Here is a 25,197-nt window from a genome sequence, read left to right as displayed (position 1 = left end):
CGGGGCTAGATGGTGAAAAAGAAGTTTGTAATTCTCAAAAGTAATCAGCTCCACTGGACCAAGATTTTGATCCTAGGGCTAGTCTTGGCCATGCCAAGCGCTTTTGCAGAAAAGAGCAAAAAACCAAGTCTGCCCAAGTCTTATGAGAGCAAAGCCATCCCGGTTGAGATCACCGATACAGATCGTATGTTTATCGACCTGCGTGAAGCTGCTAGAAAAAATGATGTCTTTCGTACGCAACAGCTTTCATCTAACCTAGCAAGTTACCAATTTGATGACTATGTGACCTACTTTCGAATTAAGCCGCAATTATTTGATAGTGGTGGTGGACCGCGCAGCGATTACAGCGCTGACACCCAGGTCATTGCATTTTTAAACCAGTATCAAGGAACCGCCTTGGCTGATCGCATGCGCAATGATTGGTTATTGGTGTTGGGTAAGAGAAAAGACTGGGCACGCTTCGATGCTGAGTATGCCAAGTTTGTTTTGGATGATGATACGCAGGTGAAGTGCTATTCCTTGCTATCAAAATTATCTCAAGGGGAAAATCCAACCAAGCTAGCAATTGATTCTCGTTCAGTGCTGCTAGACCCTAGCTATTTCGGGCAAGCCTGCCAAGAGTTGGTGCCTGCGCTGGTTGCTGCTGGTGGTATGACCCCAAGTGAGGCAAAAGCAATTGGCCGCGCCGCTAGTGAAAGAGGTTTTGACACCATGGCCCGTCGTTTGGGTGGCGAAGATCCAATTGCAGACGTTGTGAAGACTGCCAAGACGGATCCATCAAAAGCATATCGAGATTTTCTACAAACCTCATCACGCTATAGCAAAGAGAATCAGGCTGTTGCTTGGGGTGTGATTGGCCAATTTTTAGCCAAGAAATTAGATTCCAATGCAGATGACGCTTATCGCTTGCAGCAAGAGCTGGGCTATAACGAATTGCTCTCGGTTGAGTCGCAGGAGTGGAAGGTGCGCGCAGGATTGCGCGCCAAAGATTGGGTCTTGGTAAAAAATGCTGTCGAGGGCATGAATCCCATAGTGCGCAGCAAAGATCCTGCTTGGGCTTATTGGTACGGACGCGCTTTAAAAGCAGAAGGTCAGGACGCAAAAGCTAAAGAGAGTTTTGAGTTGATTGCTGAGCAATATAACTTTTATGGCCAGTTAGCGCGCGAAGAATTAGGAAAATCAAATCATGCTCCAGCTCGCACTAAAGTTACAGAGCAAGAGATTGATGCGATGGCTAATCGCAAGGGTTTTATAAGAGGCGAGCGCTTGTACGCTATGAATTTGCGTTTTGAAGGCAATCGCGAGTGGAATTGGGAATTGCGCAATATGACAGACAAGCAGTTACTCGCTGCTGCTGAATACGCGAAGCGCGTTAATTTATATGACCGCGTGGTGAATACTGCCGATCGCACAAAACAAGAGCATGACTTTAGCTTGCGTTATCCCACGCCTTATCGTGAAGAGCTTTCTCCAATTGCAAGACAAATTGATTTGAATCTTGCTTGGGCTTATGGGCTTATTCGCCAAGAGTCGCGCTTCATTATGAATGCATCTTCCTCGGTTGGTGCTTCAGGCTTGATGCAGGTGATGCCTAATACTGCAAAGTATGTTGCTAAAAAGATTGGCATGCTTAACTATACCAATGACAAGTTAAGTGATGCCAATACCAATTTAACATTAGGTAGCAATTACTTAAATATGGTTTTGATTGACCTGGATGGCTCTTGGGTGCTTGCGTCTGCTGCTTATAATGCCGGCCCTTCACGCTCAAAAGCTTGGCGCGAGAAATTGACTGGCCCCACTGAAGGCGCAATCTTTGCGGAGACTATTCCCTTTAATGAGACTCGTACGTATGTAAAGAATGTACTTTCCAATGCGAATTACTATTCATCCGTGATGAATGGTCAAGCACAATCCTTGAAGCAACGCTTGGGCGTGATTACTCCTAAGGCAGCCACTCAATCTGAATTACCCTAACTAGTATTTATTAATAAGAGAGCCTATGAAATACGACATCCTTCTCATCGGTGGCAATGGATTTGTTGGTCGTGTATTGGCTGCGCAATTGCAAGCTGCGGGTTATTCAGTTCTCTTGCCCACGAGCCATCTAGCCGCTGGTCGTGAGTTACGCATGTTGCCTAAGGTGCATATAGAGGATGCTGATGTGCATGATTTTGATGAACTACAGTCTTTGTGCGCACGCATTAAGCCTCATGGAGCCGTGATGAATTTAGTTGGCGTCTTGCACGATAAACCAGCGATGCCTTATGGCAAGATATTTAAGGCGGCACATGTCGACCTGCCAAAAAACATTATTACCGCGATGCAATTACATGGGCTTAAGCGGTATCTGCACATGAGTGCCTTAGGGGCAGATTCCAAGGGGCCGTCTATGTATCAGCGCAGCAAAGGTGATGGTGAGGTGGCAGTGCAAGCGAGCGATTTAGATTGGACTATTTTTAGACCATCAGTGATCTTTGGGCCCCAAGATCAATTTATTAATTTATTTGCCAAGTTAACTAAACTATTTCCAGCAATGCCATTGGCAAATTATCAGGCGAAGTTTCAACCGGTGAGCGTGGATGATGTTGCCAGTGCGTTTGTGATGACATTAAAAATGCCACAGACCATTCATCAATCTTATGATTTAGTTGGGCCTACCGTTTACACCATGAAAGAGATTGTGGAGTTTGCTGCACGCAAGGCCAAAACATCATGCGCCATTATTCCAGTGCCCGCCTTTGTAGGTTATTTGCAAGCATTGGCATTTGAATTTTTGCCGGGACCCACTTTAATGTCGCGTGACAATATTGCTTCAATGCAATTGCCTAATGTGTTGCCAGCGAATGGACGGGACGCATTAAGTGAAGTATTCAAAATCAGTCGGCGAAGCCTGGAGGGCATGAAGTAATGAAGATCTATGCAGTTGGTGGCGCAATACGGGACACTCTGATGGGTTTGCCTGTACACGACATCGACTACGTAGTCGTTGGTTCCAGTGTTGATGAAATGATTGCTAAAGGATTTCGTCCTGTGGGCAAGGATTTTCCAGTCTTTCTACATCCAGAAACTCAAGCTGAGTATGCGCTAGCTCGTACTGAGCGCAAAACAGGTCAAGGCTATAAAGGCTTTCATTTTTACGCAGACCCTTCAGTTACTCTGGAGCAAGATTTGGAACGCCGTGATTTAACGATTAATGCCATGGCCCAAGAAATTGGTGCAGATGGAAAACAATTCGGCCCGATCATTGACCCCTTTAACGGTCAAGAGGATTTGGCTGCCAAAGTATTCCGTCATGTGTCCGATGCATTTGCAGAAGACCCTCTTCGTTTATTGCGCATTGCGCGATTCGCTGCACGTTTTCCTGAATTCAGTGTTGCCGATGGGACGATGGCAGCATTAAAGGCAATCGTTCAATCTGGCGAATTAAATGCGCTATCCGTCGAGCGGATCTGGCAAGAACTGGCAAGGGGCTTAATTGCTGCCAAGCCTATGCATTTGTTTCAGGTGCTACTGAATACGGATGCCGCAAAAATCTTACTACCAAGCACGCTTACTACCAAGCTTGCAGCAGAATCATTTCGCGAGCAATTAATTGACCATTACGATGCAACTGGCGATAGCCTTGAAGAGCGTTGTGCCATTACCTTGATGGATTTACCTGCATCTGAAATTCGCTCTTGGGCTGAATGTGTGCGTATGCCCATTGAAGTGCGTGACTTTGCTGAGATTTTTAGTGGGCTGAGGTCATTGATTAATCAGTACGCAGAAACTAGGTATCAAGCAGTTGATATCTTGGCTTGGTTTAATCGTGCTGATGTTTGGCGTAAACCAGATCGCAGTCAGGCCTTGCTAAATCTTGCTGACAAAATCGGATTTAATGTTTCTGTGTTGACGACGGCAATGCGTAATGCACAAGCGTTGAATACAGCAGAGATTATTGCTGGCATTGAAGCGCAAGACCGATCTAATGGTGAGCGCATTGGCAGCGCATTTGAGTCTGCAAGGCTAGCCGCAATTACTGCAGCTCTTTAGTCCTAGGCTTTAGAGTCTACTTCTGCCACGCAGTCCGGGTAGGTCTTCCAAAGAATGCTCAGGTAGTAAATCCTTTAGATTTTTAGAAAATGCAAAAGCCTTGAAAAGCTCACCCATCTCGGCTTCAGAGAGCAGTTTTTGTAATGAATTTGAAATCGGCAAAAAAGTGGCTGGATCACTCGGATTGCCAATCTCTAGGGCAATATCTCCAATGCCGGCATCTAGTAAGAAAGCCGCTTGATTTGTGAGATAAACATCATCTGCATTTTCAGCGAGCGCACTACGAGCAATTTGTGACCACTCTACGTGCGTTGTTAAGTCACAAAGACCTGGCAGATGGAAAGGATCTTGAATCGCGTGATGGCGGTGGTGCGCCATCAATGTGCCTTCGAGTCTTTGTGGGTGGTAGTACTCGCTTTCTGGAAAGCCATAGTCCAAGGTCAAAAATAGGCCAGTATCTAATTGCTTTGCAATTTGGCGTATCCAGGCATCAGCAGTCATATGTAGTTCAGTGACGTAGCCTTCAGAAAAATGTTCACTTAAGAGGCTTTCAGGTAAGAGCCCTTGTTCCACTGGCAAACCCGTTTTCCAGTGGAGCTTGCCATTTTCAAAGCCAACCCCATGCCAGTACCAAAATCCATTTTGGTAAATGATGGCGTCGCAAGGAATGGCGTCGATTACTTCATTAGCAAGAATGACGCCTTTGAAACCCGTTGGTAATTCGCTAAGCCAATGACATTTTGTGGAGAGCTTCAATTCTTGAACAAGGCCACTAATACGTTCTTGTTGGCGCTGAGCTAAATCTGGAGAAATTTCGATCATGTCATAGCGATCAAGGCTAAAGTTGAGATCATGCAGGCGGCTCAAAATGGAGCTGGCAAGCTTACCGGTGCCAGCACCAAATTCGAGAATTTGGGTCGGAAGCCCTTTATCTTTGAGACCCTCAAGAATCGGCAATAGGGTGGAGCAAATGGCAGCCCCAAAGAGGGGGCTTAATTCGGGGGCTGTGGTGAAGTCGCCGCCAGCACCCAATTTGTGCGCCCCAGCGCTGTAATAGCCCATTCCAGGCTCATATAAAGCTATCTCCATATACCTAGAGAATGGCAACCAGCCACCCTGAGAGGCAATCTGAGACGCTATTTTGTCCTTGAGGAGCTCACTATGCTCCGCTTCAAGGCTGGTCAAGGTAATATCCATAGCTCGCTAGTCTAAGAGAATTTAATTGAACTCACCCTCATCCCGGAAACAGAAAGCAGTTTTAGTGACCGGCGCCGCTAAGCGCCTGGGTCGGGAAATTGCTTTGGAGTTTGCACGCCAAGGATGGGATGTGGCTGTTCATTATGGGCGATCTGAGCACGAGGCCAATGAAACCGTCACAGAAATCGAGATGATGGGAGTTAAATCTCAGGCTTTTCAGGCGGATTTGGCAGATGAGACCGCTATCAACAAGCTCTTTGCTGCAGTCGTTAAACAATTTGGAAACTTGCATTGCCTAGTGAATAGCGCATCCATATTTGAGTATGATCGCGCTAGTTCAAATTCACCACTAAATGCTGGCAGTTTGCAGAGCCATATGCAGGTTAATTTGACCGCACCGATTCTGCTATCTCAATTAATGTTTGAGCATCAGAAAAATAATGTCATTAAAGCAGATGATGAGTATTTGCCATCAGTCATTCAATTGCTCGATCAAAAGTTAATTAATCTCAATCCGGATTATTTGTCATACACCTTATCTAAAGCTGCACTAGCAACTTCGGTTGAAGTATTGGCAACAGATTTTGCTCCTCACCTCAGAGTCGTGGGCTTGGCGCCAGGAATTTCTTTGCCCTCAGGTGATCAAACCAATGATGGGTTTGCAAAAGCACATCAGATGACGCCATTAGGAAAGTCATCAACACCAAATGATGTTTCTACAGCAGCGGTATTTTTGGCGCAGGCTAATGCCATTACTGGAACCACTTTGTATGTTGACGGTGGTCAACATTTGCTACCATCATCACGCGATGTAATGTTTAAGACAAATTAAGTAGATTATTTATGCACGCTATTCTTTCTCATCCAGCTCTTATAGACTGCCGTCGTTTATTTTTGCGTGACTATGAAATCTATATCAACATCGGCGTGCATGATTTTGAAAAAAAAGCAGAGCAGCGAGTGATTCTGAATGTTGATCTATACATTCCATTTGCAATGAGTACGCCAAGGAATGATCAATTGGATGAAGTGGTTGATTATGACTTCATGCGCGAGACCATTAAGGCGCGTGCTTCTAAAGGCCATATCCATCTACAGGAGACCTTTTGCGATGACATTATTGAGGCAATGCTGGCCCACCCTAAAGTATTGGCAGCACGCGTTAGCACGGCAAAGCCAGACGTTTATCCAGACTGTCATTCTGTTGGCGTTGAAGTATTTCGGATTAAGCAAGCGTAAGTGAGTTGTCATGGGTGATATTCGTAAAGTTGTCTTCGAAGAAAATAAGCTAGAGAAAAAACTCTGCCGTTTGGTGGGTCAAGCCATCGGTGACTTTGGCATGATTGAGGATGGCGACAAAGTTATGGTCTGTGTATCAGGCGGCAAGGATAGTTATGCCATGCTAGATATTTTGATGAAGTTACGTGAGCGTGCACCGATTCATTTTGAGATTGTGGCTGTCAACCTTGATCAGAAGCAGCCTAATTTTCCTGCAGAGATACTGCCAAACTATTTAAAGAGCTTGGGCGTTCAGTTTCATATTGAAGAACAAGATACTTACAGCATTGTGAAGCGCGTTATTCCGGAAGGAAAAACAACTTGCGGTTTATGTTCGCGTTTACGCCGCGGCATTTTGTATCGTGTGGCAGATGAATTGGGGGCGACTAAGATTGCTTTAGGTCACCATCGAGATGACATTCTGGAAACTCTGATGCTCAATATGTTTTATGCGGGCAAGCTAAAAGGGATGCCGCCAAAGTTACGCTCTGATGACGGCAAGCATATCGTTATTCGTCCTCTGGCCTATGTTCCTGAGAAATTATTAGAGCGTTATGCGGGCGATATGAATTTTCCGATCATCCCTTGTGATTTGTGTGGAAGTCAGCCGAATCTTCAGCGCCAAGTAATGAAGGAAATGCTACGTGACTGGGAGAAAAAGTACCCTGGCCGTGTAGAGAATCTGTTTCGCTCAATGCATCACATCGTTCCATCCCATTTAATGGATGGAGAAGCTTTTGACTTCCAGAATCTAGAAATTTCTACTGAGTTATCTGGTATCGCCGCAAGATCATCCGGAGATAAGGCCATTGATGAATCTGAATTAGATGAATTGGCTTGTGGCACCCTCATCCAGGGGATTTATAATCCCTCTCTATGAATATCGTCATCTTGGCTGCCGGGCAAGGAAAGCGGATGAAGTCCGCCTTGCCCAAGGTCCTGCAAACTTTGGCAGGAAAACCCCTCCTTCAGCACGTTTTAGTTACTGCTTTATCACTACAAAATAAGCAGACTAAATCTGGTCCGATTGTGGTGGTAGGGCACGGTGCCTCTGACGTCAAAGAATTCCTGGCTAATGCAAGCAAAGTAGACCCTAGTTTTAGCAAAGTCAGCACTACACTCCAGGCCGAGCAAAAGGGCACTGGACATGCGCTCTTGCAAGCACTTCCAAAACTCGATGTACAAGAGCCTACTTTGGTTTTGTATGGGGATGTGCCGCTGACCAGTAAACAAACTTTGAGTAAGCTCGCGAAGTTGGCTGACGGAGTACGAGGCCAAGATTCTGCATTGGTATTACTTACTCAAAATCTTGCCAACCCAACAGGTTATGGCCGTATTGTTCGTGACACCGATGGTTCGGTAAAAGAAATTGTTGAAGAAAAAGATGCAACATCAGCACAAAAAGCGATTTGCGAAATTAATACGGGCATTATGGTTTTACCTACCAATGCATTGAAGAAATGGCTTAAATCCTTGCGCGCCAGTAATGCTCAGGGGGAATACTATTTAACTGATGTGATTGCGATGGCCGTCAAAGATGGCGTGCCGATTCGCACAACTCAGGCTGATGATGAATTTGAAACAGTTGGCGTCAATAGTCGTGATCAGTTGGCGGCCTTAGAGCGAATCCATCAGCTCAATATTGCTAATCAGTTGATGAATGCTGGTGTGTCATTAGCTGACCCTGCACGCATTGATGTACGTGGCACACTTGAGTGTGGTACTGATGTTTTTATTGATGTGGGCTGTATCTTTGAAGGCTGCGTCACTCTGGCAGCGGGCACAACAATTGGCCCTTACTGCGTGATTCGGGACAGCGACATTGGTAAAGGCGTTTCGGTGTATGCCTATAGTCATATTAATGGCGCCAAAGTTGGCAATCAGTCAATCATTGGCCCATATGCACGTTTACGTCCAGGTACTGATTTATCAAACGATGTTCATATTGGTAACTTCGTTGAAGTGAAGAACAGCAAGATTGCTGCAAATAGCAAAGCAAACCACTTAGCTTACGTCGGTGATTCGATTGTGGGCTCTAGAGTCAATATTGGTGCTGGCACGATTACCTGTAATTACGATGGCGTGAATAAACACCAAACTATTATTGAAGATGATGTTTTCATTGGTTCTGATACGCAATTGGTTGCCCCAGTTCGTGTCGGGCGTGGCGCTACATTGGGTGCCGGCACTACTCTCACAAAAGATGCCCCCGCAAATCAGCTTACAGTATCAAGAGCGCGACAAGTGTCTTTGCAGTGGCAGCGCCCCGTTAAGCAAGAGAAAAAACCTGTTGCAAAGAAAGTAGTAATTAAGAAAGTTACTGCCAAAAAAACCGCAAAGGGTAAAAAATAATGTGCGGTATTGTTGGCGCAGCATCTCATCAAAATATTGTTGATGTATTGGTTGAAGGCTTGCGTCGCCTTGAGTACCGCGGTTATGACTCTTGTGGTTTTGCAGTTATTAATGAAGGCGATGCAAAGCACCCCATTGAAAGAGCCCGCACCACCGCTCGTGTTTCTGAGTTAGCTGAGCAGGGTAAAGAGTTTATCGGCACTATTGGCATTGCCCATACACGCTGGGCAACACATGGCAAGCCAGATACGCAAAATGCACACCCCCATATTTCTAATGGTCTGATTGCTGTTGTGCATAACGGCATTATTGAGAATTATGAAACTCTCCGGGCAGAGTTAAAGCTTGCTGGTTATGTATTTACCTCTGAGACTGATACTGAAGTCATTGCCCATTTAATTCATCAGCAATATATTAGCGATGGTCAAAAAGATATTGCTCAATCAGTCAGAGCAGTTTTGCCTAAATTGCATGGTGCATATGCGATTGGTGTGATTGCTCAAGATAATCCAACTACTCTTGTAGGGGCTCGTGTTGGCTCGCCCCTGGTGGTGGCCCTTGGTGAGCATGAAAACTTTTTAGCCTCAGATGCACTTGCCTTGGCTGGGCGTGCCAGTTCAATGATGTACTTGGAAGAGGGGGATGTCGCCATCCTCACAGCAGAAGGCTCGCAAGTCATTGACCAATCTGGAAAGTTTGTACAAAGAGATCGCAAGCCAATGCCTGCACAGGCAGACTCTGTGGACCTCGGGCCTTATCAGCATTACATGCAAAAAGAGATCTTTGAGCAACCTCGAGCGATTGGCGATACGCTGGCCAATATCACTTCTTTTGGCCCAGAACTTTTTAATGCTAATCCAGAAAGCTGGAGAAAATTTGATCAAATTTTAATTTTGGCTTGCGGCACAAGTTATTACTCAGCTTGTGTCGCTAAATATTGGCTTGAAGAGATTGCCTGTATTCCAACTCAAGTTGAGATTGCTAGTGAGTATCGATATCGTACGACTGTGCCAAATCCAAATACACTTATTGTGGTGGTTTCTCAATCTGGCGAGACTGCAGATACTTTGGCGGCACTTCGTCATGCGAAGGCCTTGGGACACCAGTTCACCTTGGCAATATGTAATGTCGCTAGTAGTGCGATGGTTCGCGAAACGGGTTGGCATTTCTTGACCAAGGCTGGCGCTGAGATTGGCGTCGCATCAACTAAAGCATTTACGACCCAGTTATTGGCTTTGTACCTTTTGGCAGTCTCGCTTGCGAAACGAGCAGGCAAGATTTCTGCTGAAAAAGAAAAAGAGCTTCTTCGTGAACTGCGTCATTTACCTAAAGCGCTGCATGCCGTGTTGGCGCTTGAGCCACAAATCATTGCCTGGAGTGATGCATTTTCGAAGTGTGAGAATGCGCTCTTTTTGGGTCGTGGACTACATTACCCAATCGCACTTGAGGGTGCGCTGAAATTAAAAGAGATTTCTTATATTCATGCCGAAGCCTATCCGGCTGGCGAGCTCAAGCACGGTCCCTTGGCATTAGTGACCGAGAAGATGCCAGTTGTAACGGTTGCCCCTAATGACCTGCTTCTAGAAAAGCTGAAGTCTAATATGCAGGAAGTGAAGGCACGTGGCGGCAAGTTGTATGTCTTTGCTGACCAAGATACAAATATCGTTAGCACTGAAGGCATTAATGTCATCCGCTTACCTGAGCATTACGGCAATTTATCTCCTATATTGCACGTAGTTCCACTGCAGCTATTGGCGTATCACACTGCTTGTGCACGCGGCACCGATGTGGATAAACCAAGAAATCTTGCGAAGAGTGTGACGGTGGAATAAGGCGCAATCTTCAGTTGACTTCCCTCGCTGGTTGTGAACAAATTTAAGTATTTAAATCAGGGCTTTACGAGGCCCTGATTGTATTTTTGTGTTCAAATAACTCTTCTAAAAGAGGATATTTGTTGTAATTCATGTTTCTGTCAAAAGCTCTCCCCACTTTGCGTTTGAATTTACTTCTGCTGATTTGTGCAGGAGTTCTATCTGCTTGTGCGGTTGGACCAGACTTTAAGCAACCCGATGCTCCGAAGACTAAGTCTTATACAGAGAGTCCACTTACTCAAAAATTGACTACTGCCCCCGGCGTTCCAGGCGGCACTCCTCAAGAATTTGCTGAGGGGGAGGATATAGAGGCTCAGTGGTGGGAGCTTTATAAATCTCCAGAGCTTGATGCTTTGATTAAAAGGGCTCTTGAGCAAAACCCAAATTTAGGCGCTGCGGATGCGGCGCTTCGTGCCGCACAAGAAAACGTTAACGCACAAATTGGAGGGCAATATTTTCCAGCAGTTGGTTTGGGTGCGAGTGCAGTCAGGCAAAAACAACCTTCAGCAGTCTATGGTGTGAATTACGGAAGTGACACTTATAACCTTTACAACACCTCTGTGAATGTAACTTATAAGTTAGATGTCTTTGGTGGTGCGCGTCGCGCAGTCGAAGGCGCTAGAGCGCAAGCAGAAGTTGCTCAGTTTCAGCTGGAAGGAGCCTATCTATCATTGACTGCCAACGTTGTGACTAGTGCGGTTAAAGAAGCAGCATTACGTGCACAAATGCAGGCAACGGAAGAAATCTTGAAGGCCCAAACCAATTTGGCGGCAGTGACAGAAAAGCAATTGAAGATTGGCACGGTAAATAAAGTTGACCTCACCTCTCAGCAAACTTTAGTTGCCAACTCCCAAGTGGATCTATTTACTTACGAGCGTAATTTAGCATTTGCGCGTAATCAGCTAGCAGTACTTGTTGGTGAGCTACCTAGCAATGCCAATATTACAAAGTTTGATCTTTCTAATTTGCACTTGCCTGAAAAATTACCCCTCTCGGTTCCATCAAGCTTAGTACGTCAGCGCCCCGATGTGAGGGCTGCAGAGGCTCAGTTAAAGGCGCAGAATGCATTTGTGGGCGTGGCAACTGCAAATTTGTTGCCACAGTTCAATATCACTGGCTCGATTGGTGCCGCCTCGTTAACCTCTAATAATTTGTTTGGCCCGAACTCTTCCTTATGGACGCTTGGTGGCGGTATTTTGCAGCCACTGTTTCAGGGCGGTCAGTTATTGGCACAACGTCGCGGTGCAATAGCCAATTACGAACAAGCGGCTTTCCAGTATCAGGCGACGGTCTTAAATGCTTTTCAAGAAGTGGCAAATGCATTGCGCGCTCTTGAAACTGGCGCTCAAGCTTTGAAGGCAGCATCAGATGCAGAGCGTTATGCCTATGAAACATTGGACTTAGTTCAGCAGCAATATAAATTGGGCACTGCAAGTTACTTAGCAGTTCTCTATTACCAAAATCAGTATCAACAAGCAAAAGTGAAATCGGTCGCGGCTCAAGCAACCCGTTTTTCTGATACAGCAGCGTTATTTGCAGCATTGGGCGGCGGCTGGTGGAATCGCAGTGGTCCAGCATTTAAACCAAAAGACATAGCGAACAAAGATCAAAATGAAACTTCTGGAAAAAATTAAGAGCAAACTCATAGCGATGGTTCTTGCCTTATCGGCATGGATGAAGCTGAAAGCAGTCGAGTGGCAGTTGCGCGAGAAAGCAATCGCCCTATGGGAAAAAGCCAAAGCATTCTATGTTCGCATGGGGCAGAAATGGCGTGGCACAAAAGCATATGCGAAGTTGATGGCTATGGAGCCATTGCAGCGCCGTATGACTATCATGCTATGCGGGGTCTTTTTATTGCTCGGATTAATTTTTGCTTTCAATCAATTTAAGACTTTCATGATTAAGCATTTCATCTCGGGAATGGGCTTACCCCCAGCAACAGTTTCAACGATGGTAATCACCACTTCTGAATGGCAGCCTAAGCTGACTAGCGTTGGCAATATTCGCGCTTTCAGAGGCGTCGATTTAAGCACTGAAATTGGCGGTCTAGTGTTAACGGTGCCTATTAAATCTGGTCAAGATGTGCAAGAAGGCGACTTATTAATTAAATTGAATGATGCGTCCGATGTTGCCCAGCTCAAATCTTTAAAGGCGGTGGCAGATCTTGCCAAGGTTATTAATGAGCGTGATAGACAGCAGTTGGCTATAGAGGCGATTAGTAAAAATGTATTTGATACTAGTGCGGCTGATGCTAAATCTAAGCTCGCACAAGTGGAGTCACAGACTGCTTTAGTAGCTAAAAAGAACTTGAAGGCACCATTTGGAGGTCGGGTAGGTATTGTGTCGATCAATCCTGGTCAGTACGTTAATCCTGGGGATAAGTTACTAACTCTACAAACCTTAGATCCGATTTTTGTTGATTTTAATTTGCCGCAAAGTAATGCTGAACAAATTCAAGTTGGCCAAGAAGTTCTAGTGACAACGGATGCATTTAAAGATGCCAGCTTCACCGGGAAGATTACAGCTGTTAGCCCAAAGGTAGATACCAATACTCGCAATATTCAAATTGAGGCACAAATTGCTAACCCAGATAAGAAAATCCTTCCAGGAATGTTTGCCAATGTAAACATTAAGGTGGGCGAGCAGGTGAAATTATTAACGCTGCCACAAACTGCTGTGACCTATAACCCATATGGCTCAACAGTATTCATTGCTAAGCCAACTGGTAAAAAAGATAAGCAGGGTAAGCTAGCATTGGAAGCTCAGCAAGTATTTGTAACTACTGGCACAACTCGCGGCGATCAAGTCGCGATCCTCAAGGGGGTCGAAGAGGGCGCCACAGTCGTTACGAGTGGTCAATTAAAGCTGAAGAACGGCACACCACTCATCATTAATAATAAGGTGCAACCTGCTAATTCACCTGATCCCAAGCCGCAGGAATAGGTAGCCGATGAATTGGACTGACATATTCATTCGCAGGCCAGTACTTTCACTGGTGGTGAGTGCACTCGTTTTAGTTTTTGGTTTAAAGGCTATCGGATCTTTGCCAGTAAATCAATATCCGCAAACGCAGAATGCAATCGTCACAATCACCACTGCTTACTACGGTGCAGATCCAGAAACGATTGCTGGTTTTATTACGCAACCTCTGGAAGCTTCTATTGCGCAGGCACAGGGAATTGATTATTTATCCTCAACGAGTGTCAGTGGCGTATCTACTATTACCGCTACTTTGAAGTTGAACTACGATTCTAATGCGGCATTAACGCAAATTCAGACACAAATTAGCGCTGTTAAAAATCAATTGCCACCGCAGGCGCAGCAGCCTGTGCTGACAGTTCAGGTAGGTCAGTCTACTGCTGCGATGTATATGGGTTTCTATAGCGATGACATCCCCAATAACGCAATTACCGATTATTTGTTGCGAGTTGTAAAGCCTAAGCTGGATTCTGTTGAAGGCGTGCAGAATGCTGAGATCACCGGCGGCAGAAAATTTGCATTGCGTGCTTGGTTGGACCGTGAAAAGATGGCGGGCCTTGGAGTGGGCGCTGATGATGTCTATAGCGCGATGTCAGCCAATAACTACCTCTCGGCGGTTGGTAGCACTAAAGGCGATATGGTTGCAGTCGACCTAGTAGCCGGCACCGATTTACATACTTTAGATGAGTTTCGTAAGCTGGTAGTTAAAAAAGATGGTGTAAACATTGTTTACCTAGATCAAGTGGCCAGTGTTACATTGGGCTCAGAGGACTACAACACCAATGTTGCTTTCAGCGGCAAAAAATCGGTCTTCATTGCGATTAAGGTAGCGCCACAAGCGAATCTACTTGATGTTGCGCAGCGGGTTCGTGATGTGGTGCCCGGTATTCAGAAGCAGTTGCCGATTGGCATGACTGGTAAAGTCGTATACGACTCAACAGAGTTTATTACTAGCTCTATTGATGAAGTAGTCTCTACCTTGTTAGAAGCCTTGGTGATTGTGACCATCGTTATTTATCTCTTCTTGGGTAGCGTGCGCGCAGTTGCAGTACCGGTGATTGCTATGCCACTCTCACTCATTGGCACATTCTTTCTAATGCAAGTGCTGGGTTATTCCATTAATTTGCTAACCCTATTGGCTTTGGTATTGGCGATTGGCTTGGTGGTTGACGACGCCATCATCGTGGTTGAAAACGTTGACCGGCATATGAAGGAGGGTAAGTCGCCTCTAGAAGCCTCATTGATTGCTGCCCGTGAATTGGGCGGGCCTATTTTAGCGATGACGGTTGTCTTGATTGCGGTATATATCCCAATTGGCTTTCAGGGCGGATTAACCGGCGCCCTCTTTACGGAATTTGCATTCACTCTGGCTAGTGCAGTTGCCGTCTCTGGTTTGATTGCATTAACGCTTTCACCAATGATGTGCTCACGCATCTTTACTGAAGAGCAAGAAGCATCCTCTTTTGTGCAAAAGATCGATCAGGTGTTTGATAGGGTTCATCACAGCTATCAAACCACTCTGCGTGATTTACTCAGTACATGGCAAGTAATTATTGTGATGGGTGTAATTCTTCTCGGTGGCGTTGCTTATCTTTACGCCACTGCTCGTGCCGAACTAGCCCCAACTGAAGATCAAGGCATTGTGTTGATGCAAGCTTCTGGGCCACCTAATAGCACTGTTAATCAAATGCAGACTTACGCAGATCAAATTTATGCGATTGCAGCGGCAGAACCAGAATATGAGCAGGCTTTTCAAATTACCAGTCCAACCTCCAGCTTTGGCGGTATCTTGTTAAAAGATTGGAGTGAGCGCAGTCGTAATGCTACGAAGTTTCAAGAAGACATGCAGCAGAAATGGAATACGATTGCTGGTGCTCGCGTAGCGGCCTTTCAGTTTCCCGCCTTGCCTGGAGCCCAGGGCTTGCCAGTGCAGGTGGTTATTAACACGACTGAATCATACGAGCAGCTTAATGAAGTATCCCAGGCAGTGCTAGATAAAGCCCGTCGTTCTGGAAATTTCTTCTTTGTCGATTCTGATTTAAAGATAGATAAACCGCAGGACGTATTAGTAATTGATCGTGAGAAAGTAGCCGCTTTAGGCATGACCCAACAACAAGTTGGTGCCGCCCTCTCTGCAGCTTTGGGCGGTGGTTATGTCAATTACTTCTCAGTTGCTGGGCGCTCCTACAAGGTGATTCCACAAGTCAAGCAGGTAGATCGTTTAAATCCAGACCAAATTTTAGATTACTACATCCGTACTCCAAGTGGTGCGATGATTCAGGCGCGTACGATTGCAAGCATTAAGCAAAAGGTGGTACCTCAATCCATTAATCACTTTCAGCAGTTAAATTCAGCAACAATTTCAGGTGTTAGTACGCCGTTTATTTCGCAAGCGGATTTATTAGAGTACATGCGTCAAACTCTAAAAGAGGTTGCACCCAATGGTTACAGCATGGACTATGCGGGCCCATCACGTCAGTTTATGGCTGAGTCTGGTGGCTTCTTGGTTACGATGTTCTTCGCGATTTTGATTGTGTTCTTGGTGCTTGCTGCACAGTTCGAAAGTTTCCGTGATCCGATTGTGATTCTAGTATCAGTCCCGCTTGCGCTCTTTGGCGCGCTTATCTTTATTAATTTGGGATTCACCACTTTAAACGTGTATACCCAAGTGGGCTTAGTGACACTAATGGGGCTTATTAGTAAGCACGGTATTTTGATTGTGGAGTTTGCTAACGAGTTACAAGAGGCGGGACGCAGTAAGCTCGACGCTATTGTTGAGGCAAGTAGTGTGCGTCTGAGACCAATTTTAATGACAACTGCAGCGATGGTATTGGGCGTCTTGCCTTTAGTGATCGCCTCTGGCGCAGGCGCTGCTGGCCGTCAATCTATGGGTATTGTGATCTTTACTGGATTATCTATCGGTACGCTATTTACTTTGTTTGTGGTGCCTGCAATGTATCTGTTTATTGGCGCCGATCATCACCAGAAGAAATTTAAGCAAGAGTAAAGCGCGCCTAATGAAAGCTACTCAATGTCGCCTATTTAACGATATTGAGTTCTTTTTCAGCAACATCGTTATAGCAAGTTTCGTTCTCTAATCGCTTCAGCCACGCATCAATATTTTTGAGGTCTGCCCGCACGCCAGTTTCCTTTGGAAAAGTTTTATTCAGTAGAATCCAGCGGCTCACACAAAGTGCAAGTGCGATATCGCCAATATGAAATTTTTCGCCAGAACAATAAGCTTGTTCACTTAAGGTTTGATCCAGTAGACCTAAAAGTTGATTGGTATCTTGATAGGCCTTTTGAATCGCGTGATGATTACGCTCTGCCTCTGGTGTTCTGGTGAGGCCCAAAAACGCAATACGTAAGGCTGGCCACATTGTGCCCAGTTGCCAATCTAACCACTTTTCGGAACTATATTGAGCTCGAACGTCTGACGGGAATCGTTTGTTTTTGTCCTGCTCTTTGGCAAGATAACGCATGATGGTATTGGATTCCCAAAGGGTTAGGTCATTAACCATCAATGTGGGGACAAGACCATTGGGATTCATTTTTAGGAATTCGGGCGTATGGTTAACGCCAAAGTGAAGCCCGGCATCAATGCGCTCAAAGTCCTTACCTTCTTTTAGGCCTAACTCAGCAAGACACCATATTACTTTTTGAACATTGATGGAACTTTTGCGACCCCATAAACGCATCATGGCATTTCCTTAAAAGACTATTTAAGTAGTTTTTGCTTCTGAAAAATCAAGGCCAACAAATTTGCTGCGAGCAAAAATGAGCGGTTCTTTCTCAGGGTGATTTTTTAAGTTAATCACTTTGGCAACAATGATGTTGTGGTCTCCGCCGACATGAACAGAAACGGTCTCACATTCATAGTAGGCAACGCAATGCTCAATTTGGGTCAAGCCGCTTTGGGCAAGCTTGTGAGCAATGCCAGCAAATTGATTTTCTTTCACGGTGGCAAAATGCATCGCCAAATTTTCTTGGGAGAGTTCAAGAACGTGAATGAGGTGCTTCTTACCCACTTCTACCCAAGGCATCAGGCGAGAGTGTTTTTTTAGACTCCACAGAATCAATGGCGGCTCGAGGGAGACTGTATTGAAGGAGCTTATGGTGATGCCGTGATGCCCTTGGTGTTCATCAAGGCAGGTAATGACGGTGACCCCGGTTGCAAATGAGGCAAATCCTTTGCGTAACTCTTGCGAAGTAAATGGGGTCATCAAACTGGACTTACTTTGCTTCTGCTTTAACTGCAGGAGCGATAGTTGTGCCTGGAATTGGAATTAAGACTTCATTTTCTTCAGTCTTCACGCATTTAAAGCGATATTCCTTACCTGCTTTAGAAAGAAAGCTGGCACCCTCATAAAAATCGTTTCTACAAGCCTTGGTAGCAAAGTCCATAACGTCTTGTGGATCGGCGCTTGAAGTAATGAGACGCATATTGCCCATAGACATATTAATTTGGGTCGAATAGCACCCTGTCAGGGCTAAGCCAGAAATTGCGGTTAATAGTAGAATTTTTTTCATGGAAGCCTCCATAATTAGCAATGCTCGTTAGGATAAACCTATTAGGCATTTGTTGTGGAGAAATGCCTCGTTATAAAAGGAAGAGACATGTTTAGAGCAATATTAATAAATAAGGATGATCAGGGCTATCGCGCTGAGCTGGGGCAGGCAGATGAGGCCAGCCTCCCAGAGGGTGAGGTTCGGGTTAGGGTTCTCTATTCCACCCTCAATTACAAGGATGGCCTAGCTATTACTGGAAAAGGCCCAGTGGTCAGAAGCTTTCCAATGGTTCCCGGGATTGATTTTGCGGGAGAGGTATTAGAAAGCGCCAGCCCCGACTTTAAGACTGGGGATATGGTTCTCTTAAATGGCTGGGGGGTAGGCGAGGGGCATTGGGGTGGCTTGGCTCAGCAGGCCAGGGTGAAGGCTGAATGGTTAATCCCACTTCCAAAGGGGTTTACGGCTAAGCAAGCCTTAGCAATTGGTACTGCTGGTTACACAGCAATGCTCTGCGTCATGGCTCTACAAAAGCATGGTCTTAAGCCAAGTGATGGCGAAGTGTTGGTGACTGGAGCCGCAGGTGGGGTTGGTAGCTTTGCGATTACTTTGCTAAGCAATCTCGGATTTACTGTGGTTGCTAGCACTGGTCGAATAGCTGAGGCGGAGTATTTAAAGAAGTTGGGCGCTACGGAAGTGATTGATCGCGCAACTCTATCTGCTCCAGGCAAGCCTTTGGCAAAAGAGCGTTGGGCTGCAGTAGTTGATAGCGTTGGCAGTCATACCTTGGCTAATGCTTGCGCACAAACCAAGAGCGATGGCGCAGTAGCCGCTTGCGGGCTTGCTCAAGGCATGGATTTTCCATCCAGTGTTGCACCATTTATTTTGCGTGGCGTAACTTTATATGGCATCAATAGCGTCACCGTGCCACGTGCAAAACGAATTGCTGCTTATGAGCAATTGAGTAAATTACTTGATCTTAAAACTTTAGATGAAATCTCGCACGAAATTACTTTGGAAGAGTCTATAAAGTATGCCCAAGAGTTGATGGCGGGTAATGTGCGTGGTCGCTTAATTGTTGATGTGAATAAGTAAAACGAGGTTGAAACTTACTCTGCAGTTTGAGGTTTGCGCGCACTCAATGTTGACCAAACCTCAAGCTTCTCAGAGTTAGAAAGATCGGACCAATCTGCAATTTCAGTGAGCGTGCGATAGCATCCCCGGCAGTAACCATTCTCGGGGTTGATTTCACACCAATTGATGCAAGGTGATGGGACTGTTGTCAAAATAAACCTAATAGCAATTCAAAAGAAAAAACTCAAATCATGACTACTCAAGATCAGAGAAAAGCGGAAAGCGCTATTCATTATCCATTAGGAGAGGCGCTTCCTGAGCTTGGTAGCACGATTGAGATTGTCCCTGGCGTTCGCTGGCTTAGGATGAAGCTCCCTTTCGCTTTAGACCATATCAATCTCTGGCTTTTGCGCGATGAAATAGATGGTATTGCCGGCTGGACTATTGTTGACTGTGGTATTGCGAATGAGGAGACTAAGACTTCATGGGAGAAGGTCTTTGCTACTCAGCTAGAGGGTTTACCAGTCCTTAGGGTTCTCGTAACGCATATGCACCCAGATCACGTTGGTTTATCTCAATGGTTATGCGAGAAGTGGAATGCGCCTTTATGGATTTCCATGACAGATTTTTTAACCGCTCAGTGGCTCAGCTGTAAAGAAGGTGGGGCTGCAATTGGTACACGTGCTGGCGGCGGCGGATCTGCAGATCATTTCCAGAAACATGGCTTAACTAGTCCAGAGGATTTAGAAAAAATTCGGGCACGCTTTAATTACTACAGCAATATGGTTCCAGGTATGCCTCGCCAATATCGCCGCATTATGAATGGTGAAAATATTTTGATCGGTGGACATCAATGGCAAGTCATCATGGGATATGGCCACGCACCTGAGCATGCCTCAATATTTTGTAAAGATCTTGAAGTGTTGATTTCAGGTGACATGTTGTTGCCGCGTATCTCTACCAATGTCAGTGTCTTCGATGCCGACCCAGATGCAGACCCCTTAGGCTTGTACTTAGATTCGCTTGATGAATATTTGCCCTTGCCAGATGACACCTTAGTATTGCCTTCTCATGGCAAGCCATTTACAGGCATGAAGCCACGTATTGCACAACTGAAAGCACATCATGATGAGCGCTTGGCTGATACGCTCGGTGCATGTAAAAAACCGGCGCATGCTCGAGAGATTGTGCCGGTTCTATTTAAGCGTGAATTAGATATTCATCAACTTACTTTTGCGATGGGTGAGGCTATTGCCCATCTGAATTACCTACTTCGTCGAGGAAAGTTGGATCGCCGGCTTTGCGAGGACGGCGTGTTGAGGTTTTCCGTGGTTTAGCTTTCACGCCGCTTGTTTTGGTATGTGACTCTTCTTTTGGTGTCGCTCCTGTGGCGCCTGCTGCAGATACTGCATCTCCAAATGACTTTAAGGCCATCATCGTGGCGTGCTGTACTTCAAGGCCCTGAATAGTGGACTTGAGGATATTGAGGTTCAAATTTAGCCAGTTCTCAACACTTTTGAGGTCCTTGATACGCTTTTCAAGTTCTTCAACATCTAGGCCTGGAAAGGCTGCGCCAAAGCCACCAGCAGCTTTAGGGGCATCTGTGGTGAAGGGGAATTGGCCGGCCTGACCAGCTGCGCCTTGCCCCCACATGGTTTTAAACATTTCAAGGCTTTGATTAAATTCTGGAATTGTTCCAAACATACCTACTCCGGGTCAAATTAAAAGTGGCTTTTCCAATAGAATAAGGGATTCTAGAGATTTATCCCGGTTAATCAATGCAATCTAATGGTATGTCCCAGCCTTACACACGTGGTCAGGCTCTTCCCGAGCTGCTGAAACAGCGTATTCTGATTTTGGATGGTGCGATGGGTACCATGATTCAGCAATACAAATTGACTGAGGCTGATTACCGCGGCTTGCCTGCTAATACTCGCTTTGCTGAGCATCCAGGGGATATTAAGGGCAATAATGAACTCTTGGTTTTGACCCAACCGCAAATTATTAGCAAGATACACGAGCAGTATTTGGATGCTGGTGCCGATATCATTGAAACAAATACTTTTGGCGCAACATCAGTTGCTCAAGAGGATTACAAAATGGCCGGTCTTGCGCGTGAGATGAACGAAGTCTCTGCAAGACTTGCTCGTGCAGCTTGTGAAAAATACAGTACCCCCTATAAGCCTCGTTTTGCTGCTGGAGCTATTGGCCCCACACCAAAGACAGCAAGCATTTCTCCAGATGTCAATGATCCGGGAGCGCGTAATGTCACCTTTGATGCGTTGCGCGCTTCTTATCGTGAACAGATTGAAGGTTTGTTTACTGGGGGCGTAGATTTATTTTTAGTTGAAACCATTTTTGACACACTCAATGCCAAAGCGGCGTTGTTTGCGCTAGATGAATTCTTTGAAGAGACGGGTGAGCGTTTGCCGGTGATGATCTCCGGTACGGTTACTGATGCTTCTGGGCGAATTTTATCTGGTCAAACGGTTGAAGCATTTTGGAATAGCTTGCGTCATATTAAGCCGCTAACATTTGGTTTAAATTGCGCCTTAGGTGCCGCCTTGATGCGCCCGTATATCGCAGAGCTCGCACGTATTTGTGACGCAGCCGTATCTTGCTACCCTAATGCTGGCTTGCCTAATCCCATGAGTGATACTGGCTTTGATGAAACCCCAGAAATTACTTCAAGCTTAGTAGATGGTTTTGCTAAAGATGGCTTGGTTAATTTAGTCGGTGGTTGCTGCGGTACTACACCCGATCACATTCGCGCGATTGCTAACGCAGTTGCTAAACGTAGGCCTCGTGCTTTCTATCGCGAAGATTCTGAGGCAGCGGCATGAGTAAGTTAGATAAAAAAGCCATGCCTGCAATGAAGCTTTCAGGGCTTGAGTCATTTAACATGACTCCAGAAGTTGGTTTTGTGAATATCGGCGAGCGTACGAACGTCACAGGCTCCAAAGCCTTTGCTCGCATGATTCTGAATAACCAGTTTGATGAAGCGCTCGCAGTAGCGCGTCAACAAGTTGAGAATGGGGCACAAGTCATCGATATTAATATGGATGAGGCGATGCTGGACTCTGAGGCGGCCATGGTGCGCTTCTTAAATCTGATTGCTTCTGAGCCTGATATTGCTCGAGTTCCGATCATGATTGATTCTTCCAAATGGACCGTGATTGAGGCCGGCTTGAAATGTATTCAAGGTAAGCCAATCGTTAACTCCATCTCCCTAAAAGAAGGTGAAGAACCTTTCAGAAATCAGGCGCGCTTAATACGTCGTTATGGTGCTGCTTCTGTGGTGATGGCATTTGATGAAGTTGGTCAAGCGGACACATTCAAGCGCAAGACAGAAATCTGTCAGCGTTGCTATCAAATCTTAGTAAATGAAATCGGCTTTCCAGCTGAAGATATTATTTTCGACCCAAATATTTTCGCAATTGCTACTGGTATTGAAGAGCATGATAACTATGCGGTCGACTTTATTAACGCTACACGCTGGATAAAACAAAATCTTCCGGGCGCCAAAGTCAGTGGTGGCGTTTCTAATGTGAGCTTCTCATTCCGCGGTAACGATCGGGTGCGTGAAGCGATTCATACCGTATTTTTGTATCACGCCATTCAGGCTGGTATGGATATGGGCATTGTGAATGCGGGTCAGTTAGGCGTATATGCTGATTTAGATCCAGAGCTCCGTGAACGGGTTGAGGATGTGGTTCTGAATCGCTTTCAAGTGAAAGAGGGCAAAACGCCAACGGAGCGTTTACTCGATATTGCCGATCAATTTAAAGGCGGTGGCGCTAAGCAAGTAGAGAACTTGGTATGGCGTGAGGCTCCTGTGCGTGAGCGTTTAACCCATGCCTTGGTTCACGGCATCACCAATTTTATTGAAGAAGACACAGAAGAGTTACGCTCTGAAATCATGGGTACAGGTGGTAGGCCGATTGAGGTAATCGAAGGCCCGCTCATGGATGGTATGAATGTTGTTGGCGACTTGTTTGGTGCGGGAAAAATGTTCTTACCTCAAGTAGTTAAAAGTGCGCGCGTTATGAAGCAAGCTGTGGCTATTCTGATTCCTTATATTGAAGAAGAGAAGCGTCAACACGTTGCTGCTGGTGGTGAAGCCAAAGCCAAAGGCAAGATCGTGATGGCTACAGTGAAGGGTGATGTGCACGATATTGGAAAAAATATTGTGACTGTCGTTTTGCAATGCAATAACTTCGAAGTAGCCAATATGGGCGTGATGGTTCCTTGTGCTGAGATTCTGAAGCGTGCTAAGGAGGAAAATGCAGATATCATAGGCCTTTCTGGTTTGATTACGCCATCACTGGAAGAGATGACTTATGTTGCTCAAGAGATGCAGCGTGATGATTATTTCCGTGAGCGTCAAATACCACTGATGATTGGTGGTGCCACAACCTCACGCGTGCATACCGCTGTGAAGATTGCGCCGCATTACGATGGTCCGGTAGTGTATGTACCGGATGCATCACGCTCAGTATCTGTAGCATCAAGCCTACTTTCAGATGAGAGTGCTAAGAAGTTTATTCAAGACTTGCGTGATGACTATGTTCGTATTCGTGAGCAACATGCTAATAAGAAAGCTGCGCCAACCATTTCTTTGGAAGCGGCTCGTAAAAATCGCGAGCTCATTGATTGGTCTTTGTATGTCCCTGAGAGGCCAAAATTTATTGGTCGCCGCGTATTTAAAAACTTTGCACTAAGCGACATTGCTAAATATATTGACTGGACCCCATTCTTTCAAACATGGGATTTGGCTGGCAAGTTCCCGGCCATCTTAGATGATGAGATTGTGGGTATTGAGGCTCGCAAGGTATTTGAGGATGCTAAGGTCTTGCTTGATAAGTTGATCAAGGGCCAATGGTTGCAGGCTGATGCGGTAGTGGCTTTCTATCCTGCTAATACGATTGGCGACGATATTGTTTTGTATAGCGATGAAGCGCGCGAGCACCCACTATTTGTGTGGCATAACTTACGCCAACAGGCTGAGCGTCCAGTGATTGATGGGCTGCGCAGACCAAATCGTTGCTTAGCGGATTATGTTGCTCCAAAAGATTCTGGTGTGGCTGACTACCTTGGATGTTTTGCGGTTACAACTGGCCATGGCGTGGAAAAGAAAGTAGCAGAGTTCCAGGCTAAGCATGATGACTATAGTGCGATTATGTTGAAAGCTTTGGCTGATCGCTTGGCAGAAGCATTTGCTGAGCTGATGCATCACCGAGTGCGTACTGATTTATGGGGTTATGCCACGGATGAGATTCTGACGAACGATCAGATGATTGAAGAAAAGTATCGTGGTATTCGTCCTGCACCTGGTTATCCCGCTTGCCCGGCTCACGAAGTGAAAAAAGATCTACTGAGAGTCATCGGTTCCGAAGATATTGGTATGACCTTGACTGAGTCGATGGCCATGAACCCGGCTTCTAGTGTGAGCGGTTTTTATCTTGCCCATCCAGATGCGCGTTATTTTAATGTTGGAAAAATCTCAGCTGATCAGCTTGAGGATATGGCTAAACGTCGTGGTGAGTCTGTCGAAGATATCCGCCGCCAATTGGCAAGCCTAATAGATTAAACGCCCCACATCACGGGTTCGTCTTTGGCTTTAGCCTGCTTCATTAGCTCAAGAAACGGGTAGGCCCTTTGGCCAAGGCGATCAGCCAGCTTTGGTTTTTCAGCCTCCTCTTTAGTTTCATCCTGGGTCTTAGAGCGCTCCTCGAGATCTTTGAGGATGGCAGTCTCTAGAGTTGTAATCAGGGCGGGGAGTTGCTCAACCATGAGGATCCCGCGAGACTCTAGTGGACGACCCAAAATATCGAAGATCCGCTTGGTCAGATCGGCCATCATAATGACGTCTGGACCAGCTTTTGAGCGAAATTGATAGATCATT

Annotated in this window: 22 protein-coding genes; 15 read left to right on the top strand and 7 right to left on the bottom strand. The window is 45.8% G+C overall.

The window, feature by feature from the left end; genetic code table 11:
- Positions 1-9: 9 nt before the first annotated feature.
- Genes C2740_RS08910 through C2740_RS08900 form a run of 3 tightly spaced genes read left to right on the top strand, consistent with a single transcriptional unit; the run spans position 10 to position 4,035 of the window.
- A complete protein-coding gene (locus C2740_RS08910) occupies positions 10-1,977 on the top strand; it encodes a transglycosylase SLT domain-containing protein (protein WP_215293339.1) in 1,968 nt (655 codons plus the stop codon).
- Between the two features lie 25 nt (positions 1,978-2,002).
- Positions 2,003-2,911: a complex I NDUFA9 subunit family protein gene (locus C2740_RS08905; RefSeq protein WP_215293338.1), complete on the top strand. Its 909-nt coding sequence runs from the start codon at positions 2,003-2,005 to the stop codon at positions 2,909-2,911.
- Positions 2,911-4,035, top strand: a complete 1,125-nt coding sequence (locus tag C2740_RS08900) for a polynucleotide adenylyltransferase (RefSeq protein WP_215293337.1) — start codon at positions 2,911-2,913, stop codon at positions 4,033-4,035. The genes C2740_RS08905 and C2740_RS08900 overlap by 1 nt, the downstream gene beginning before the upstream one ends.
- A 9-nt stretch (positions 4,036-4,044) precedes the next feature.
- Here the strand turns inward: C2740_RS08900 and C2740_RS08895 are convergent, their stop codons facing one another.
- The gene (locus C2740_RS08895) at positions 4,045-5,232 is read right to left on the bottom strand and encodes a class I SAM-dependent methyltransferase (RefSeq protein WP_215293336.1); all 1,188 of its coding nucleotides are present in this window, start codon (positions 5,230-5,232) and stop codon (positions 4,045-4,047) included.
- 25 nt (positions 5,233-5,257) lie between these two features.
- Here C2740_RS08895 and C2740_RS08890 point away from each other — a divergent pair, with 25 nt between their 5' ends.
- The 8 genes from C2740_RS08890 to C2740_RS08855 all read left to right on the top strand — a co-directional run bounded on the left by C2740_RS08890 (position 5,258) and on the right by C2740_RS08855 (position 16,719).
- Positions 5,258-6,064, top strand: a complete 807-nt coding sequence (locus C2740_RS08890) for an SDR family oxidoreductase (protein WP_215293335.1) — start codon at positions 5,258-5,260, stop codon at positions 6,062-6,064.
- 11 nt (positions 6,065-6,075) lie between these two features.
- Entirely contained in the window at positions 6,076-6,471 is a 396-nt protein-coding gene (locus C2740_RS08885) for a dihydroneopterin aldolase (RefSeq protein ID WP_215293334.1), read from the top strand.
- Positions 6,472-6,481: 10 nt separating this feature from the next.
- Positions 6,482-7,390, top strand: coding sequence for a tRNA 2-thiocytidine(32) synthetase TtcA (ttcA, locus tag C2740_RS08880; RefSeq protein ID WP_215293333.1), 909 nt, complete (start codon positions 6,482-6,484; stop codon positions 7,388-7,390).
- Positions 7,387-8,862: a bifunctional UDP-N-acetylglucosamine diphosphorylase/glucosamine-1-phosphate N-acetyltransferase GlmU gene (gene glmU / locus C2740_RS08875; protein WP_215293332.1), complete on the top strand. Its 1,476-nt coding sequence runs from the start codon at positions 7,387-7,389 to the stop codon at positions 8,860-8,862. The genes ttcA and glmU overlap by 4 nt, the downstream gene beginning before the upstream one ends.
- A complete protein-coding gene (glmS, locus tag C2740_RS08870) occupies positions 8,862-10,694 on the top strand; it encodes a glutamine--fructose-6-phosphate transaminase (isomerizing) (RefSeq protein WP_215293331.1) in 1,833 nt (610 codons plus the stop codon). The genes glmU and glmS overlap by 1 nt, the downstream gene beginning before the upstream one ends.
- A gap of 131 nt (positions 10,695-10,825) precedes the next feature.
- The gene (locus C2740_RS08865) at positions 10,826-12,367 is read left to right on the top strand and encodes an efflux transporter outer membrane subunit (protein ID WP_215293330.1); all 1,542 of its coding nucleotides are present in this window, start codon (positions 10,826-10,828) and stop codon (positions 12,365-12,367) included.
- A gap of 169 nt (positions 12,368-12,536) precedes the next feature.
- Positions 12,537-13,676: an efflux RND transporter periplasmic adaptor subunit gene (locus C2740_RS08860; protein WP_215294373.1), complete on the top strand. Its 1,140-nt coding sequence runs from the start codon at positions 12,537-12,539 to the stop codon at positions 13,674-13,676.
- A 7-nt stretch (positions 13,677-13,683) separates the two neighbouring features.
- The gene (locus C2740_RS08855; protein ID WP_215293329.1) at positions 13,684-16,719 is read left to right on the top strand and encodes an efflux RND transporter permease subunit; all 3,036 of its coding nucleotides are present in this window, start codon (positions 13,684-13,686) and stop codon (positions 16,717-16,719) included.
- A gap of 31 nt (positions 16,720-16,750) precedes the next feature.
- On the opposite strand, the gene C2740_RS08850 is transcribed toward C2740_RS08855, so the two are convergent.
- The 3 genes from C2740_RS08850 to C2740_RS08840 are packed head-to-tail and all read right to left on the bottom strand — an operon-like array spanning position 16,751 to position 18,242.
- Positions 16,751-17,413 (bottom strand): glutathione S-transferase family protein, encoded by a 663-nt coding sequence (locus C2740_RS08850; RefSeq protein WP_215293328.1) that lies wholly within the window; start codon positions 17,411-17,413, stop codon positions 16,751-16,753.
- 21 nt (positions 17,414-17,434) lie between these two features.
- Complete coding sequence (locus C2740_RS08845) at positions 17,435-17,935, bottom strand: flavin reductase family protein (RefSeq protein WP_215293327.1); 501 nt, start codon at positions 17,933-17,935, stop codon at positions 17,435-17,437.
- A 10-nt stretch (positions 17,936-17,945) separates the two neighbouring features.
- Positions 17,946-18,242: a hypothetical protein gene (locus tag C2740_RS08840; protein WP_215293326.1), complete on the bottom strand. Its 297-nt coding sequence runs from the start codon at positions 18,240-18,242 to the stop codon at positions 17,946-17,948.
- Positions 18,243-18,329: 87 nt separating this feature from the next.
- Here C2740_RS08840 and C2740_RS08835 point away from each other — a divergent pair, with 87 nt between their 5' ends.
- Positions 18,330-19,313: an MDR family oxidoreductase gene (locus C2740_RS08835; RefSeq protein ID WP_215293325.1), complete on the top strand. Its 984-nt coding sequence runs from the start codon at positions 18,330-18,332 to the stop codon at positions 19,311-19,313.
- 14 nt (positions 19,314-19,327) lie between these two features.
- Here C2740_RS08835 and C2740_RS08830 read toward each other — a convergent pair whose 3' ends face one another.
- Entirely contained in the window at positions 19,328-19,504 is a 177-nt protein-coding gene (locus C2740_RS08830; protein WP_215293324.1) for a DUF1289 domain-containing protein, read from the bottom strand.
- 39 nt (positions 19,505-19,543) lie between these two features.
- Between C2740_RS08830 and C2740_RS08825 the strand changes: the two genes are divergently transcribed.
- Complete coding sequence (locus tag C2740_RS08825) at positions 19,544-20,629, top strand: MBL fold metallo-hydrolase (protein ID WP_215293323.1); 1,086 nt, start codon at positions 19,544-19,546, stop codon at positions 20,627-20,629.
- Here C2740_RS08825 and C2740_RS08820 read toward each other — a convergent pair.
- On the bottom strand, positions 20,541-20,996 hold the full coding sequence (locus C2740_RS08820; RefSeq protein ID WP_215293322.1) for a PhaM family polyhydroxyalkanoate granule multifunctional regulatory protein: 456 nt from the start codon (positions 20,994-20,996) through the stop codon (positions 20,541-20,543). The genes C2740_RS08825 and C2740_RS08820 overlap by 89 nt on opposite strands.
- 74 nt (positions 20,997-21,070) lie before the next feature.
- Here C2740_RS08820 and C2740_RS08815 point away from each other — a divergent pair, with 74 nt between their 5' ends.
- The gene (locus tag C2740_RS08815) at positions 21,071-22,135 is read left to right on the top strand and encodes a homocysteine S-methyltransferase family protein (RefSeq protein WP_371818572.1); all 1,065 of its coding nucleotides are present in this window, start codon (positions 21,071-21,073) and stop codon (positions 22,133-22,135) included.
- Positions 22,132-24,882, top strand: a complete 2,751-nt coding sequence (metH, locus tag C2740_RS08810; protein ID WP_215293320.1) for a methionine synthase — start codon at positions 22,132-22,134, stop codon at positions 24,880-24,882. Before C2740_RS08815 ends, metH begins: the two co-directional genes overlap by 4 nt.
- On the opposite strand, the gene C2740_RS08805 is transcribed toward metH, so the two are convergent.
- Positions 24,879-25,196 carry a DUF1840 domain-containing protein gene (locus tag C2740_RS08805; RefSeq protein ID WP_215293317.1) on the bottom strand — a complete coding sequence of 106 codons (318 nt, stop codon included), beginning with the start codon at positions 25,194-25,196 and terminating at the stop codon, positions 24,879-24,881. The two genes, metH and C2740_RS08805, sit on opposite strands and share 4 nt — an antisense overlap.
- Position 25,197: the final 1 nt, after the last annotated feature.

Origin of the sequence: Polynucleobacter sp. MG-5-Ahmo-C2, assembly GCF_018687735.1 — a bacterium.
Taxonomy (GTDB): Bacteria; Pseudomonadota; Gammaproteobacteria; order Burkholderiales; family Burkholderiaceae; genus Polynucleobacter.
Note: the sequence above shows the minus strand (reverse complement) of the source record. Positions and strands in the feature narration are given on the sequence as shown.

What these genes read in the sequence shown, in the direction of transcription:
- glmU (WP_215293332.1), top strand. Translation starts at nt 7,387, where the DNA reads ATGAATATCGTCATCTTGGCTGCCGGGCAAGGAAAGCGGATGAAGTCC.
- C2740_RS08845 (WP_215293327.1), bottom strand. Translation starts at nt 17,935, where the DNA reads ATGACCCCATTTACTTCGCAAGAGTTACGCAAAGGATTTGCCTCATTT.
- ttcA (WP_215293333.1), top strand. Translation starts at nt 6,482, where the DNA reads ATGGGTGATATTCGTAAAGTTGTCTTCGAAGAAAATAAGCTAGAGAAA.
- C2740_RS08900 (WP_215293337.1), top strand. Translation starts at nt 2,911, where the DNA reads ATGAAGATCTATGCAGTTGGTGGCGCAATACGGGACACTCTGATGGGT.
- C2740_RS08860 (WP_215294373.1), top strand. Translation starts at nt 12,537, where the DNA reads ATGGAGCCATTGCAGCGCCGTATGACTATCATGCTATGCGGGGTCTTT.
- C2740_RS08910 (WP_215293339.1), top strand. Translation starts at nt 10, where the DNA reads ATGGTGAAAAAGAAGTTTGTAATTCTCAAAAGTAATCAGCTCCACTGG.
- C2740_RS08850 (WP_215293328.1), bottom strand. Translation starts at nt 17,413, where the DNA reads ATGATGCGTTTATGGGGTCGCAAAAGTTCCATCAATGTTCAAAAAGTA.
- C2740_RS08905 (WP_215293338.1), top strand. Translation starts at nt 2,003, where the DNA reads ATGAAATACGACATCCTTCTCATCGGTGGCAATGGATTTGTTGGTCGT.
- metH (WP_215293320.1), top strand. Translation starts at nt 22,132, where the DNA reads ATGAGTAAGTTAGATAAAAAAGCCATGCCTGCAATGAAGCTTTCAGGG.
- C2740_RS08805 (WP_215293317.1), bottom strand. Translation starts at nt 25,196, where the DNA reads ATGATCTATCAATTTCGCTCAAAAGCTGGTCCAGACGTCATTATGATG.
- glmS (WP_215293331.1), top strand. Translation starts at nt 8,862, where the DNA reads ATGTGCGGTATTGTTGGCGCAGCATCTCATCAAAATATTGTTGATGTA.
- C2740_RS08855 (WP_215293329.1), top strand. Translation starts at nt 13,684, where the DNA reads ATGAATTGGACTGACATATTCATTCGCAGGCCAGTACTTTCACTGGTG.
- C2740_RS08815 (WP_371818572.1), top strand. Translation starts at nt 21,071, where the DNA reads ATGCAATCTAATGGTATGTCCCAGCCTTACACACGTGGTCAGGCTCTT.
- C2740_RS08840 (WP_215293326.1), bottom strand. Translation starts at nt 18,242, where the DNA reads ATGAAAAAAATTCTACTATTAACCGCAATTTCTGGCTTAGCCCTGACA.
- C2740_RS08895 (WP_215293336.1), bottom strand. Translation starts at nt 5,232, where the DNA reads ATGGATATTACCTTGACCAGCCTTGAAGCGGAGCATAGTGAGCTCCTC.
- C2740_RS08865 (WP_215293330.1), top strand. Translation starts at nt 10,826, where the DNA reads ATGTTTCTGTCAAAAGCTCTCCCCACTTTGCGTTTGAATTTACTTCTG.
- C2740_RS08885 (WP_215293334.1), top strand. Translation starts at nt 6,076, where the DNA reads ATGCACGCTATTCTTTCTCATCCAGCTCTTATAGACTGCCGTCGTTTA.
- C2740_RS08835 (WP_215293325.1), top strand. Translation starts at nt 18,330, where the DNA reads ATGTTTAGAGCAATATTAATAAATAAGGATGATCAGGGCTATCGCGCT.
- C2740_RS08825 (WP_215293323.1), top strand. Translation starts at nt 19,544, where the DNA reads ATGACTACTCAAGATCAGAGAAAAGCGGAAAGCGCTATTCATTATCCA.
- C2740_RS08820 (WP_215293322.1), bottom strand. Translation starts at nt 20,996, where the DNA reads ATGTTTGGAACAATTCCAGAATTTAATCAAAGCCTTGAAATGTTTAAA.